Origin of the sequence: Streptococcus mitis B6, from assembly GCF_000027165.1 — a bacterium.
GTDB lineage: Bacteria > Bacillota > Bacilli > Lactobacillales > Streptococcaceae > Streptococcus > Streptococcus mitis_AR.
In genome coordinates this window covers 760,542-775,668 of sequence record NC_013853.1, presented here as the reverse complement: position 1 = coordinate 775,668, position 15,127 = coordinate 760,542, and the positions used below count along the sequence as shown (strand labels likewise).

Sequence of the window (15,127 nt, the reverse complement as noted above, 5' to 3'; positions counted from 1 at the left end):
TATTCTCTACTCACTTCTGACGAATGACAAAATGACGTTGTCCCTTGTCCTCTTTCTGAGAATGCTGGTCTTTCTGACGACGTCTATTTTTCTTATCTGCATTCGGTTTTCGTTTTGTTTGAGCCGGTTTCTTTCCTTTTTTAGAAGGCTGTTCTTCTTCCTTCTTACGCATTTTCTTGTCAAATGATGCTCGCTTAGGGGCTTCATTTTCTAAGACAAAATAGGCACAACCATAACTACAATACTCTAAAAGATAGTCTTGTAAACGACTGATTTTTTCAAGTTTTTCTTCTGTTCGGTCATCCTTGTAAAAGCCTCGTAGGCGAAGCTGTTCGTTGCTCCAATCTCCCACGATATAATCAAACTTGGTTAAGACTTCTGAAAAACGCTGATTAAAAGCCGTCACATCAAAGGCATCCTTGATATTTTCCACCAAGGAAAAAACTATCCCTTCCGTTTCGACCTTGTCCCCATGTAAATGGAACTCAGGACCAGGAAACTTGTTATAGTTGTATAATTCAGGTGCAATTTCTTTTCGCATAGATATCCTTTTTCCACGATTACTTAATACTTTATTCTACCATAATTTCTAGCAGTTAGCACGTTTCTCATAAAAATGAAAAAAGTCTGACGATTTTGTCAGACCAGAATCTTGTCAGACCAGAATCTTATAACCTAAAAAAGAGAAGAACAATTCTTCCCTCCAACTATCATTATTTAGCAGCTACGTACAATTCATCTACTTTGTTCCAGTTGATTACTGAGAAGAAAGCTTTGATGTAGTCAGGACGCACGTTGCGGTATTTCACGTAGTAAGCATGTTCCCAAACGTCCAAGCCCAAGATTGGTTTTTTGCCTTCTGAGATTGGTGTATCTTGGTTTGCTGTTGAAGTCACTTCAAGTTTACCTTCTTTGTTGACAACCAACCATGCCCATCCTGAACCGAAACGAGTTGTTGCTGCTGCAGTGAAGGCTGCTTGGAATTCTTCAAATGAACCAAATGTTGCATCGATATCTGCTGCAAGTTCTGCTGAAGGAGCTGTTTTTTCAGGAGTCATCAATTCCCAGAAAAGAGTGTGGTTCAAGTGTCCACCACCATTGTTGATAAGCGCTTGACGGATATCAGCTGGGATAGATTCTACATCAGCAAGCAAGGCTTCAAGATCTTCACCGATTTCAGGGTGTTTTTCTAAAGCTGCATTAGCATTGTTGACATAAGTTTGATGGTGTTTGTCATGGTGCAAGTGCATTGTTTCCGCATCGATGTATGGTTCCAAAGCGTCGTATGCATATGGAAGTTCTGGTAAGATAATAGCCATCTGTAATACCTCTTTTTCTTTCTATATGAAAATGATAACGCAAACATTCACTTTTTTCAAGTTTTTTGCTTATAGATGAGGAAATCACTGAGATACTTTCGAATAATACTCTTCGAAAGTCTCTTCAAACCGCGTCAACGTCGCCTTGCCGTACGTATGGTTACTGACTTCGTCAGTTCTATCCACAACCTCAAAACAGTGTTTTGAGCTGACTTCGTCAGTCTTATCTACAACCTCAAAGCAGTGCTTTAAGCAACCTGCGGCTAGTTTCCTAGTTTGCTCTTTGATTTTCATTGAGTATAAAATAAGCAAATCAGCAAGAAACCCACGACAAGATAATCCTGACGCGGGTTAAAAAGTTTTTCAAATAGGATTAATTTACCTGACTAGCAATCTGTAAAAGTGCCTTTTCAAAAAGGAAACCTTTTTCATAAAGTCCTGTCTTAATCTGATAGTCTGTCTCAATCAAATAGGAAATAGCTTGCTTCAAAAAGCTCAAGGAAAGTCCTCTTGAATCTCTCAGCGCAAACTTGATTTGATATGGATTGAGATTACGTCCGAGAAAGCTGCCTAAACTACTTGCAATCTGAGATTCCGTTTGGCCAGAGTCCGATAAAATTTTCACCTGAGTAAAAGTCCGAAATTGTCCTAACATGACAGCTATGAGCTTAATTTCATCTTCCCCTTGCAAGGTCAAGTCTCTAACCAAATCGCGCGCCTGATCCATCTTTTTAGTCAGAATAAACTGAGTTAAATCAAAAATATTGTCCTGTAAGGTCTTAGGAATAGCATTGACAATATCCTCTTCCTCGATAACAGAATCCGCCTTATAGGACTGTAAAAAGAGGAGATTTTTCTGGATTTCGCTAAATTGAAAACCAGACTTGATAAGAAGATTTTCAAAAGAATGATTAGCAAACTGCAGACCTCCTTTCTGACTCCACTTTTGGAAATACTGGCGCAATTCTTGTTCTTTTGCTTCTACTGCATCGAAGACCTTGGCATCACGCTTAAGTAATTTGACTAACCGTCTTTTGCTATCCAGCTTTCCTTCTGCAAAGATTAACAACTTGGTTGTTGGTGAAGGATTATCAAGATATTCCTCAAATGACTTGAGCTCATCATCTGTCAAAAAGCGTTTTTTAGCAGTCGTGATATCCATAAAATGATCTAAGATCACGATTTTCTCATCCGCAAAGAAAGGAAGGCTGACCAACTCCAGTTCCACATCCTTGTAAACTACTTCTTTCATATCAAAGTAGGCAAAGTTGAGGTCAGCAGAATCATAACCAATTTGTTTCAACACTTGACCCTTCATCACTTCAAACTGACCCTGATCTATCCCTGTAAATAGGATCAGACTAGGTAAATTTGATAAAGTCAACTTCTGGCTTTCTTCAATGGCTAGCATCTTCTCTCCTTTCTTCTGATTTTTTAATGAATTTAATCGATATAGCGCAATTTCCCACGGAAATCTTCTAGGCTTTCGTACCCTTTTTCCGCCATGATTGCTTTCAGTTCATTGGTAATACGACCAAAAACACCAACTCCTTCTTTGTGAAGGGTGGTTCCCACCTGCACCATACTTGCTCCACAGAGGATATGTTCAAAGGCATCACGACCAGTCAAAACGCCACCTGTTCCGATGATTTGGATTTGAGGATTGAGACGTTGGTAGAAGGCATGAACATTAGCTAAAGCAGTCGGTTTGATATACTCCCCACCAATGCCCCCAAAACCATTTTTAGGACGAATTACGACCGACTCGTCTTCTATATAAAGGCCGTTTCCGATAGAGTTGACGCAGTTGACAAACTTGAGCGGATATTTGTTAAAAATAGCTGCCGCTTGGTCAAAGTGAACAATATCAAAATATGGTGGCAATTTAATTCCCAGAGGTTTAGTAAAGTAGGCAAACACCTCTGCCAAAATCCGGTCAGTTGTCTCAAAATCATAGGCAATCTGAGGTTTACCTGGAACATTTGGACAGGATAGGTTTAGCTCAGTCAGACCACAAAAATCACTCTCTTGGACTTTTTTCAAGATAGTATGGGTTTCCTCTGGAGACATTCCAACTAGGGATAGGAAGAAAGTTCGGTTTGGCTCTTTTTCCTGCAAGTCCAAAAGATAGTCCAAATAATAGTCTAAACCCTTATTTGGCAAGCCCATAGAGTTGATAGAACCAAGGGGAACATCTTGATAGCGTGGCTCAGGATTTCCCTGACGAAAGTCCAGGGTTGATGTCTTGGTCACAAAAGTTCCTGCCGCTGAGTTTTTAACCCCTTCCAGCTCCTCTATCGTCATACAAGCCACACCTGCTGCATTCATCAAGCAATTGTCAAACTCAAAACCAGCAATTTGTGTTTTCGTTGATACCATGATTCTGATCCTCCAGATTCCTTTTATTGCTAATATTATACCATATTTTCACAATTTCTCTTTGAGAAAGATATTTACAAGAAAAAGGTTCGTTTTTTATCTATGTTCAAAAAGTCTCAAAACTAAATTGATAGAATTTTTAGAAAATTTTTGTTTTTTTCTCTTTACAATTAAAAAAAATTCTGCTATAATGACACACATAATTAAATTAGAATTTAAGGAGAACGATATGACATCTGCTAAAGAATATATCCAAAGCGTGTTTGAAACTGTAAAAGCTCGTAACGGGCACGAGGCTGAATTCCTCCAAGCTGTTGAAGAATTTTTCAACACTTTGGAACCTGTATTTGAAAAACACCCTGAGTATATCGAAGAAAATATCTTGGCACGTATTACTGAGCCCGAGCGTGTAATTTCTTTCCGTGTTCCTTGGGTTGACCGTGATGGAAACATTCAAGTAAACCGTGGTTACCGTGTTCAATTCAACTCAGCTGTTGGACCGTACAAAGGCGGACTTCGTTTCCACCCAACTGTAAACCAAGGGATTTTGAAATTCCTCGGATTTGAACAAATCTTTAAAAACGTCTTGACTGGTCTTCCTATCGGTGGAGGTAAAGGTGGATCAGACTTCGATCCTAAAGGTAAAACAGATGCTGAAGTGATGCGTTTCTGCCAAAGCTTCATGACTGAATTGCAAAAACACATCGGCCCATCACTTGACGTACCTGCTGGTGATATCGGTGTTGGTGGACGTGAGATTGGTTACCTTTACGGTCAATACAAACGCCTTAACCAATTTGATGCTGGTGTCTTGACTGGTAAACCTCTTGGATTTGGTGGTAGCTTGATTCGTCCTGAAGCGACTGGTTACGGTTTGGTCTACTATACTCAAGAAATGTTGAAAGCTCACAATGACAGCTTCGCTGATAAGAAAGTCGTTGTATCTGGTTCTGGTAACGTTGCTCAATATGCAGTACAAAAAGCAACTGAACTTGGTGCAACTGTTATCTCAGTATCTGACTCAAATGGTTACGTCATCGATGAAAATGGTATCGACTTCGATCTTTTGGTTGATGTTAAAGAAAAACGTCGTGCTCGTTTGACTGAGTACGCTGCAGAAAAACCAACGGCTACTTACCATGAAGGTTCTGTATGGACTTACGCAGGCAACTACGACATCGCCCTTCCATGTGCGACTCAAAATGAAATCAACGGCGATGCTGCAAAACGTTTGGTAGCTCAAGGTGTGAAAGTTGTCTCTGAAGGAGCAAACATGCCAAGTAACTTGGAAGCTATCCATGTTTACAAAGAAAATGGTGTCCTTTACGGACCTGCAAAAGCTGCCAATGCTGGTGGTGTTGCTGTATCTGCCCTTGAAATGAGCCAAAACAGTCTCCGTCTTTCATGGACTCGCGAAGAAGTGGATACTCGTCTTCAAGGTATCATGACAAATATCTTCAATACTGCTAAAACAACTGCAGAAACTTACGGTCTTGGTACTGATTACCTTGCAGGTGCCAATATTGCAGCCTTTGAAAATGTAGCAAACGCTATGATTGCACAAGGTATTGTTTAATAATTAAAAAACTTGAAAAAGTTACCAAAAAGCAACAACTAAACAGTTGTTGCTTTTTGTATTTTTTCCTTTTATTATGTGACTGTTAGTCCGTCTCGCTCCGTTAGGTGCGAGACAAAAAAACCACCCGCTATGCGGGTGCGCGTCGAAGGTTATACCCAAAAAACTCCAAACGCGATACAATAAAGGTGTTCAAGCCAATTGTAAAGCGAAAGGAGAAAAATATGGCACAAAAGGCACATAGTTTATCACACACAAAGTGGATGTGTAAATATCACATTGTGTTCACCCCTAAGTATAGACGAAAAGTCATTTATAATCAATATCGAAGTAGTTTAGGAGAAATATTTCATCGCTTGTGTAGTTATAAAGGAGTTGAAATTATCGAGGGTCACTTAATGCCAGACCATGTACATATGTTAGTCAGTATTCCACCAAGGATAAGTGTTTCAAGTTTCATGGGGTATTTAAAAGGTAAAAGTGCACTCATGATGTTTGACAAACACGCCAATCTCAAGTATAAGTTTGGGAATCGGCATTTTTGGGCGGAAGGTTATTATGTGAGTACGGTTGGACTCAATGAAGCCACAATTAAGAAATATATTCAAGAACAGGAAAAGCATGATATAGCACTAGATAAATTAAGTGTAAAAGAATATGAGGATCCCTTTAGGGATAGTGGTAAGTAATACTAAAGCCTCTTTGAGAGGCAAGTGACGAGTCAAGAGCAATGAGGCTTGAACAACGTGAAAGCCAGCGTCTTTAGGCGCTGGCTGGTAATTTGGGCTTATAGCCCTGGTTCAAACCACCCGTTAGACGGGTGGTCATGATTTAACGTAAACTATGGAAATGACTTTTTCAGTGAGCTCTGAAAAAGTCATTTCTCGATATTTATGTGACTTTCAGTCCGTCTCGCTCCGTTAGGTGCAAGACAAAAAAACTCCGAACGCGATACAATAAAGGTGTTCAAGCCAATTGTAAAGAGAAAGGAGAAAAATATGGCACAAAAGGCACATAGTTTATCGCACACAAAGTGGCACTGTTCTATCATATTGTGTTCACCCCTAAGTATAGACGAAAAGTCATTTATAATCAATATCGAAGTAGTTTAGGAGAAATATTTCATCGCTTGTGTAGTTATAAAGGAGTTGAAATTATCGAGGGTCACTTAATGCCAGACCATGTACATATGTTAGTAAGTATTCCACCAAGGATAAGTGTTTCAAGTTTCATGGGGTATTTAAAAGGTAAAAGTGCACTCATGATGTTTGACAAACACGCCAATCTCAAGTACAAGTTTGGGAATCGGCATTTCTGGGCGGAAGGTTATTATGTGAGTACGGTGGGACTCAATGAAGCCACAATTAAGAAATATATTCAAGATTAAAGAAATTATCCAGTGGATGATTTCTTCACGAGTCTAAAAATTTGAGAACGAGTAAAGCATGATATAGCATTAGATAAATTAAGTGTAAAAGAATATGAGGATCCCTTTAGGGATAGTGGTAAGTAATACTAAAGTCTCTTTGAGAGGCAAGTGACGAGTCAAGAGCAATAAGGCTTGAACAACGTGAAAGCCAGCGTCCTTAGGCGCTGGCTGGTAATTTGGGCTTATAGCCCTGGTACAAACCACCCGTTTGACGGGTGGTCATGATTAGCTTTTCTTCAACCCACTACAGTTTATAAAGAACCTTTTTACTTAAAGATTCGACAGACTAAAAACTGGTAGAAAAGAGCTATTTATTATTAAATGATTATCAAAAAATCTACAAATTAAGCTTCTTCGTCTTCTTTACGACGACGTCCTGCAACGCTAAGACCAAGCATTGCACTTGCGACAGCAGCTAGCACTGCCACAGTAGAATCTGTTGTACCTGTATTTGGTAATTCAGTGGCGACTTTACGCGAATTAGTTTCATCTACTGCTGCTTTTGCTGCTGCTTTCTCTTCTGCAGTTAAGCCTGCTTGTCCATCAATTGCTGATTTCTTCGCTTCTGCCGCATTTGTGATTTCTTGCTTCGCTGCGTCTTTAGATGTGGCTGTTGTTGGTACATTTTCAATTACTTTCTTACCTGCAACTTTCGCGCTATCAACTCCAGCTTGATCTGTTGCTTTGTCAGTTGCTGCTTTTTTCTTATTCGCTGCATCTGTGATTGCTTTTTTAGCTGCTTCTTTGGCTGTAGTAGCATTTGTACCGTTTGTTGGTACATTTTCGATTGCAGTCAACCCATCATTTTTAGCTTTATCAATTCCGGCTTGATCTGTTGCTTTGTCAATCTCTTGTTTTGCTTTTTCTGCTTCGGCATCTACTGCTTTCTTAGCTGCTTCTTTTTCTTCTTTTGTTAGTGCAGGATTTGCATCAATTTCTGCTTTTTTCTTATTCGCTGCATCTATGATTGCTTTTTTAGCTGCTTCTTTGGCTGTAGTAGCATTTGTACCGTTTGTTGGTACATTTTCAATTGCTTGCTTACCTGCAGCTTTCGCGCTATCAACTCCAGCTTGATCTGTTGCTTTGTCAATTGCTGCTTTTGCTTTTTCTGCTTCAGTATCTACTGCTGCTTTTGCTGCTGCTTTCTCTTCTGAAGTTAAGCCTGCTTGTCCATCAATTGCTGATTTCTTCGCTTCTGCCGCATTTGTGATTTCTTGCTTCGCTGCGTCTTTAGATGTGGCTGTTGTTGGTACATTTTCAATTGCTTGCTTACCTGCAGCTTTCGCGCTATCAACTCCAGCTTGATCTGTTGCTTTGTCAATTGCTGCTTTTGCTTTTTCTGCTTCAGTATCTACTGCTGCTTTTGCTGTTCCATTTGCTGGTACCGCATTGATTGCTTGTTTACCATTGTTCTTCGCAGTATCTACTCCTGCTTGGTTCGTTGCATTATCAATATTTCTATTCGCTTGCGTTGCGGCTGCATCAACTGCATTCTTAGCTGTCTGTTTCTCTTCTGCAGTTAAGCCTGCTTGACCATCAATCGCTGATTTCTTCGCATTGGCTGCTGCTGTAATCTCTTGTTTCGCTGTGTTTTTATATGTTGCAGTTGTTGGTACGTTTTGGATTGCTGATAAACCATTGTTTTTTGCAGTATCAATTCCAGTCTTATCTATTGCATTGTCAATATTTTGATGTGCTTGACTTGCTGCTGCATCAACTGCATTCCTAGCTGTCTGTTTCTCTTCTGCAGTCAACCCTGTATTCGAATCAATCGCTGATTTCTTCATGTTGGCTGCATTTGTAATTGCTTGTTTCGCTGCAGTTCGATCTACTCCTAATCTTTGTCGCTCAGCTTCTTCTCTATTCCAATCACTTTGTTTAATAAACAGATGATCCTTAGGCACATTTATAACAGCTATGTCATTGTTATTCCCATCAATAACTTTTAGTTTTGCACCAGCTGTATTAACATCAAATTGCAGAGTTACACGAGCAGCAGTAGGGTAATCATGGAATATATCAAACGATTGATTATTCCCTTTATACTCGTCTCTATACAGTTGGTCAAGTCTTCTTCCAGTTCCTCTAACTACTCTTCGTACTTTATTTTTTTCATCAATATCATCATAATACTTTTCAAACACACCAGGTTTAGAATTTATATCTAACCAATTATATACCGCATCTCCCCAATATTTAAAAAGTTCCATTGGTTGGTTATAAATGTTATCAGGCACATTTTTGGCGTTTATTTCATAAAGACTATTCCCGTTTGTGACTTGCTTTGGATGTTTTGGGGGTTCAGCACTTCTGTCTTCAGGGATACTTCTTAACCCACTCTTACCTTTTCCAGAAATAACTTGCCCGTTACGATGATCGTATTTTTTGGTGTTCCCTTCTTCTTTTTTATCTCTACCTGTAGGAGCCTTTTTGTCCTCTATTACTCTTGTGTCAACTTTTGTTTTTGGCATGCTCTCAATAACGAAGGCTCTATGATTCAACGTTCTTATTGACAAGTCGACATCTGATTGAGTTGCTTTTTTATCCAAAAGAAGCGCTTGAACTTTTGTTAATTCTTTCTTTGCATCTTCAATTACAGACGATGTTCTTTCTGTTACTTCTGCTTTTGCAATCGCATCTTGTATTCGATTAATCACAACTAACAACTTACTAGTATCGGCTTTTTCGATTTCTTCAGTCTGATTAGTAGGATTCACGGCTTTGTCAGATACTTTAAGTTCTTTTTTATCTTGAGCTTTAGAATCAGTTCTGTCTTCCTTGTTAGAGGTTTTATCTTCAGTCTTAGACTTAAGTTGACGTACTTGCTCTGTAAGCGATTGAACTCGACTTACTTGACTTGCAATCGCTCCCTCAGAAACATTTTCTCCATTAAGTAAACGGTTATTTTCATCGGTTAATTGAGAAAGTTGATTAGATAAACTTAATAAACTTTCCTCATCTGCTTTTGCAATCGCAGCTTGAAGTTCACTAATAGCCTGAACGAGAGGAGACTTATCCACTAGCTTCTGAGTAACTGGTGTTTTGTCACCCTCTACTTTTTCTTTTGGTTTCTCTATAGGATTTTCTTTAGGTGGAACTCCCTCTGTCAAGTTCGTAACACCAGCATTAGCCGTAGCAGGTGATACTAAAGGATCTGCCTTAACCGCACCATTAGCAAAAAACATTAATGCTGCTACAGCAACACTTGCAGCACCAAAATGGTACTTACGAATAGAATAACGGAATACCTTTTCTCCGCTCTCTTCACGATATGATTTTCTCATTTAATCGCCTCTCTTTTTTATTTTTATTTTAGAGGTACTAAAAAATACCCCCCCTTAAATATTTTAGTAATTTAAGGAAAGGATACGCTTTTTAATTTTTGGTACCACACTTGTTTAAAAAACACTGGTACACTCTCCATTTTACACTATTCTTATAAAAAAAAATAGCATAAGCATATATTTTTTCTAATTTTTTACTCTGATAATTTGTTACCAAATTTGCCATCATTTCGTTGAGTTTCTACGACTATACAATCTCTTGTTAAATAAGTTTTCTTTTTACTTTCTTTGTGAATACAACACCTTTCCTACGCATAATATGCATTTAACTTATGCACTATATTTTTCCACTTTTACCCATACTCATTTTATGTCCCTTATGAAGTGTTTCTCTTTTTTCAGAACTAGAAAAAACTATAATCGCAAATCATGACCACCCGTCAAACGGGTGGTTTGTACCAGGGCTATAAGCCCAAATTACCAGCCAGCGCCTAAGGACGCTGGCTTTCACGTTGTTCAAGCCTTATTGCTCTTGACTCGTCACTTGCCTCTCAAAGAGACTTTAGTATTACTTACCACTATCCCTAAAGGGATCCTCATATTCTTTTACACTTAATTTATCTAATGCTATATCATGCTTTACTCGTTCTCAAATTTTTAGACTCGTGAAGAAATCATCCACTGGATAATTTCTTTAATCTTGAATATATTTCTTAATTGTGGCTTCATTGAGTCCCACCGTACTCACATAATAACCTTCCGCCCAGAAATGCCGATTCCCAAACTTGTACTTGAGGTTGGCGTGTTTATCAAACATCATAAGTGCACTTTTTACTTTTAAATAACCCATGAAACTTGAAACACTTATCCTTGGTGGAATACTTACTAACATATGTACATGGTCTGGCATTAAGTGACCCTCGATAATTTCAACTCCTTTATAACTACACAAGCGATGAAATATTTCGCCTAAACTACTTCGATATTGATTATAGATGACTTTTCGTCTATACTTAGGGGTGAACACAATATGATAGAACAGTGCCACTTTGTGTGCGATAAACTATGTGCCTTTTGTGCCATATTTTTCTCCTTTCGCTTTACAATTGGCTTGAACACCTTTATTGTATCGCGTTTGGAGTTTTTTTGGTATAACCTTCGACGCGCACCCACATAGCGGGTGTTTTTTTGTCTCGCACCTAACGGAGCGAGACGGACTGAAAGTCACATAATAAAAAAGCTTAGAAAGGCTTAAAGCCTTATCCAAGCTGATATTTCGTTCATCTAATTAATAATCTAAATAAAGGATCTACTTCACTTTCATAATACGAACTAAATTGGCTCTTTCTGCCTCCTCTAGTTTCAATTCTATATAATGAATAGTTTCCGACAAGTTTGGAATAATCGAGTATTCTAAACCATTTACACGTCTACGTGTTTTTTCTATTTCATCAGCCATTAACTGACACGTTTTTTCAACTTCTGCCAGTCTTAGTAATTTATCAATTAAACTATTCATTGTAGCAAATACATCATCCATTTCACTATTAGAAGATAAATAGCTGTATTCACTGTTCTCATTTTGAGAAGTAATATTCATATGCATTCTAGGAACTGTTACACTCATGATATTTTCTTTCTCAACAAATAATTCAATTTCTTTCGATGGAATTGAAAATAATTCCTCCACCATTTGAGAATTCTTTAATGATTTAGCAACTGCAAAGGATTTTAGATTATCAATTAGATAACTTTCTACCTCTTTCCGAAGTTGATTATTCTCACGAATCAAAGAAATAAATCGCCTCATCAATTCATCTCTTTTATCCTTTAATAACTTATGTCCACGTTCAGCTGTTTTCAAACGTTCCTTTAAGTTATTCAATTCCATACGAGTTGGTTTTACATTCAAACGTACCATAGATAATCACTCCATTTCCGGATTAAACTTCTACCAAAGGTAAGTATTTATCAAGCAAATCATCTTTGATACGTTTTAACTCTGTTCTAGGAAGAATTGATAGTAATTCCCACCCAAGATTCAACGTATCTTCTATATTTCGATTTTTATAAAATCCTTGGTTTATGTACTCTTCTTCAAAACGCTTTGTAAACCTCACATACAATTTATCTACATCAGATAAAGCCGATTCTCCTAATACTACTGCTAACTCTTCAACCTTTTTCCCTTGGGCATAGGCTGCAAACAGTTGATTCATAGTTGGAGCATGATCTCCACGAGTTTTACCTTCTCCAGATCCCTTATCTTTTAATCGAGAGAGAGAAGGTAAAACATTGATTGGTGGACGATAACCTTGGTTATACAACTCATGCGACAAAATAATTTGCCCTTCAGTAATGTATCCAGTTAAATCAGGAATTGGATGTGTTATGTCATCTTCTGGCATTGTTAAAATAGGAATCTGTGTCACCGAACCTTTTTTACCAACTAAGCGACCAGCCCTTTCGTATAGAGTTGATAAATTTGTATATAAATATCCCGGATAGCCTCGTCTACCTGGAACTTCACGGCGAGCTGCCGAGACTTCACGTAACGCTTCACAATAGTTAGTCATATCCGTCATGATAACTAGAACGTGCATATCTTTTTCAAAAGCTAGATACTCTGCCGCAGTTAAAGCAATGCGGGGAGTTGCAATACGCTCAATTGCAGGATCATTTGCCAAGTTCATAAATAAAACCGAACGATCGATCGCTCCTGTTTTTCTGAGTTCTTCCATAAAAAACTCAGCTTCTTCAAAAGTAATACCCATTGCTGCAAATACAACCGCAAAATTTTCATCAGAATTTAAAACAGTCGCTTGTCTTGCTATCTGAGCAGCTAATTCATTATGAGGTAAGCCTGAACCTGAAAATACTGGTAATTTTTGACCACGTACAAGAGTATTCAAATGATCAATAGAGGAGATCCCTGTCTGAATAAATTCATCTGGATAATCTCTAGATACAGGATTAATAGCTTGACCATCAATATCTAAATATTTCTCTGGAATTAAATCTGGTCCACCATCAATTGGTTTTCCCATCCCATTAAAAATACGACCAACCATATCCTCAGATACAGCCAATTCTAATGCATGACCAGCAAAACGAATTTTAGACTTTTCTAAATTTATTCCACTAGATCCTTCAAAAAGCTGAACCATTGCTTTATCTTCGTGGATCTCTAAAACTTGTCCACGACGAATTTCTCCATTATGAAGTTGAATTTCAACTAACTCATTGTAAGACACATTATTTACTTGTTCAACAATCATAAGAGGCCCAACAACTTCACTAGCAGTTCTGTATTCTTTTATAACACTCATTTATAGACCTCCTGTTTCTAATATCAAATGAATTTGATGTGTAATCTCATTTGATATAATTTTGATTTCATCTAATCTATCTTCTGAAACATATTTACTTCTTGCCATACGGTCTCGAACTGCCACGGTACCTTCCATAATCTCTGTAAAGTAAGAACCCAACTCTAAAGCATGATTTGCCTGATCAGCAAAAGTTAGGATATTACTTAGCATTGCTTCTTGTTTTGCAAACGAAGTGAATGTGTCTACCGAATCAAAAGCGTTCTGTTGCAAATAATCTTCTCGAATTTGTTTAGCAATTTCCATCGTTAGTCGTTCATTATCAGACAGAGAATCAATTCCAACAAGACGAACAATTTCCTCTAAACTAGATTCCCGTTGTAAGTAGTTCATCGCACGAGTTATTTTACTATTCCAATCTGTCTTCTCTTTACCATCTATATAAGTGCCCACACTGTCTTTATATAGTGAATAAGATGTAAGCCAGTTAATTGCAGGAAAATGACGTCGCTGTGCCAACGGAGCATCAAGCCCCCAAAAAACTTTCACAATCCGTAAAGTATTTTGAGTAACTGGTTCTGAAATATCTCCACCAGGTGGCGATACAGCTCCAATAGCAGTAATCGTTCCTTCACGTTCTGGAAGCCCTAGAACCTGAGAACGTCCTGCTCTTTCATAATATTCAGCGATACGACTTCCCAGATAAGCAGGATAACCCTCATCACCAGGCATTTCTTCTAGACGTCCTGACATTTCACGTAGCGCTTCTGCCCAACGTGAAGTTGAATCAGCCATAATGGCTACAGAGTAGCCCATATCACGAAAATACTCAGCCATGGTAATTCCTGTATAAATTGAAGCCTCACGAGCAGCAACAGGCATATTTGAAGTATTAGCAATCAGAACTGTCCGTTGCATAATTGATTGTCCGGTATTAGGGTCAATCAACTCAGGAAACTCATTCAGTACATCCGTCATTTCATTTCCACGTTCTCCACAACCGACATAAATAACAATATCAACATTGGCAAATTTAGCTACTTGGTGTTGTACAACTGTCTTTCCTGCTCCAAACGGTCCAGGAACTGCTGCAGCTCCCCCTTTGGTTACTGGAAAGAATGTATCAATAACTCGTTGACCTGTGATTAATGGTTCTTCTGGAATTAAACGTTTAGAAACAGGACGCGCCTTGCGGACAGGCCATTTTTGCATAAGCGTTCCTTTATAGAAACTACCGTCCAATTTTTTTATTTCATATACAACTTCATCAATTGTAAAATCGCCAGATGCAATAGAAACGACTTCTCCAGATACTCCATAAGGAACCATAATTTTATGATTAACTACCTCGGTTTCCTTGACAGTTCCAAGAATATCACCCGTACTCACTTTTTGACCAATTGCTATAGTGGAATCAAAATGCCACTTAATATCTCTATCCAAACTTGGAACTTCTACCCCACGAACTAGAAAATCATTATGAGTAGCCAATTTAAATCGATCTAATGGGCGTTGTATGCCATCAAACATTTGAGAAATCAATCCTGGCCCTAATTCAACCGAGAGAGGTTCTCCAGTTGTAACAACAGGTTCTCCCGGACCAAGACCAGATGTTTCTTCATAGACTTGGATAGATGCCTGATCTCTTCTCATTTCAATAATTTCACCGATTAACCCTAGCTTACCTACACGGCAAATATCTTGAATATTAGCCTCCTGCATACCTGATGCAATAACTAGAGGTCCCGATACTTTTATAATCTTCCCTTGAGTCAAAGTTATTCTCCTTACTAAGTCCAAAAATTATAGAA

General features: G+C 38.3%; 11 protein-coding genes and 2 pseudogenes. 3 read left to right on the top strand and 10 right to left on the bottom strand.

Going from position 1 to position 15,127, the window contains the following annotated elements; genetic code table 11:
* Nucleotides 1–10 precede the first annotated feature (10 nt).
* The 5 genes from SMI_RS04120 to SMI_RS04100 form a co-directional block, all read right to left on the bottom strand.
* The gene (locus SMI_RS04120; protein WP_001224356.1) at nt 11–541 is read right to left on the bottom strand and encodes a YutD family protein; all 531 of its coding nucleotides are present in this window, start codon (nt 539–541) and stop codon (nt 11–13) included.
* Between the two features lie 172 nt (nt 542–713).
* The gene (sodA, locus tag SMI_RS04115; protein WP_000974750.1) at nt 714–1,319 is read right to left on the bottom strand and encodes a superoxide dismutase SodA; all 606 of its coding nucleotides are present in this window, start codon (nt 1,317–1,319) and stop codon (nt 714–716) included.
* Between the two features lie 84 nt (nt 1,320–1,403).
* A complete protein-coding gene (locus tag SMI_RS10750; RefSeq protein ID WP_231840217.1) occupies nt 1,404–1,613 on the bottom strand; it encodes a hypothetical protein in 210 nt (69 codons plus the stop codon).
* Nucleotides 1,614–1,692: 79 nt separating this feature from the next.
* Nucleotides 1,693–2,730 carry a DNA polymerase III subunit delta gene (gene holA, locus SMI_RS04105; protein ID WP_000879636.1) on the bottom strand — a complete coding sequence of 346 codons (1,038 nt, stop codon included), beginning with the start codon at nt 2,728–2,730 and terminating at the stop codon, nt 1,693–1,695.
* Nucleotides 2,731–2,762: 32 nt separating this feature from the next.
* Entirely contained in the window at nt 2,763–3,698 is a 936-nt protein-coding gene (locus tag SMI_RS04100; RefSeq protein ID WP_000255183.1) for a dihydroorotate oxidase, read from the bottom strand.
* A 229-nt stretch (nt 3,699–3,927) separates the two neighbouring features.
* On the opposite strand from SMI_RS04100, the gene gdhA reads away from it, so the two are divergent.
* From gdhA to tnpA (SMI_RS04085), 3 genes and pseudogenes are all read left to right on the top strand, one after another.
* Entirely contained in the window at nt 3,928–5,274 is a 1,347-nt protein-coding gene (gene gdhA, locus SMI_RS04095) for an NADP-specific glutamate dehydrogenase (protein WP_000199548.1), read from the top strand.
* Between the two features lie 224 nt (nt 5,275–5,498).
* Entirely contained in the window at nt 5,499–5,963 is a 465-nt protein-coding gene (gene tnpA / locus SMI_RS04090) for an IS200/IS605 family transposase (RefSeq protein WP_000057440.1), read from the top strand.
* A gap of 309 nt (nt 5,964–6,272) precedes the next feature.
* Nucleotides 6,273–6,787, top strand: a pseudogene (gene tnpA, locus SMI_RS04085) (IS200/IS605 family transposase).
* Nucleotides 6,788–7,047: 260 nt separating this feature from the next.
* On the opposite strand, the gene SMI_RS04080 reads toward tnpA (SMI_RS04085), so the two are convergent.
* From SMI_RS04080 to SMI_RS04060, 5 genes and pseudogenes are all read right to left on the bottom strand, one after another.
* The gene (locus tag SMI_RS04080) at nt 7,048–9,987 is read right to left on the bottom strand and encodes a YSIRK signal domain/LPXTG anchor domain surface protein (RefSeq protein ID WP_012972489.1); all 2,940 of its coding nucleotides are present in this window, start codon (nt 9,985–9,987) and stop codon (nt 7,048–7,050) included.
* 568 nt (nt 9,988–10,555) lie between these two features.
* Nucleotides 10,556–11,070 (bottom strand): annotated as a pseudogene (gene tnpA / locus SMI_RS04075) (IS200/IS605 family transposase).
* 226 nt (nt 11,071–11,296) lie between these two features.
* Complete coding sequence (locus tag SMI_RS04070; protein ID WP_000251932.1) at nt 11,297–11,908, bottom strand: V-type ATP synthase subunit D; 612 nt, start codon at nt 11,906–11,908, stop codon at nt 11,297–11,299.
* Nucleotides 11,909–11,930: 22 nt separating this feature from the next.
* Nucleotides 11,931–13,316 (bottom strand): V-type ATP synthase subunit B, encoded by a 1,386-nt coding sequence (locus SMI_RS04065; protein ID WP_000111248.1) that lies wholly within the window; start codon nt 13,314–13,316, stop codon nt 11,931–11,933.
* The gene (locus tag SMI_RS04060; RefSeq protein ID WP_000191783.1) at nt 13,317–15,092 is read right to left on the bottom strand and encodes a V-type ATP synthase subunit A; all 1,776 of its coding nucleotides are present in this window, start codon (nt 15,090–15,092) and stop codon (nt 13,317–13,319) included. It lies immediately after the preceding gene.
* Nucleotides 15,093–15,127 lie beyond the last annotated feature (35 nt).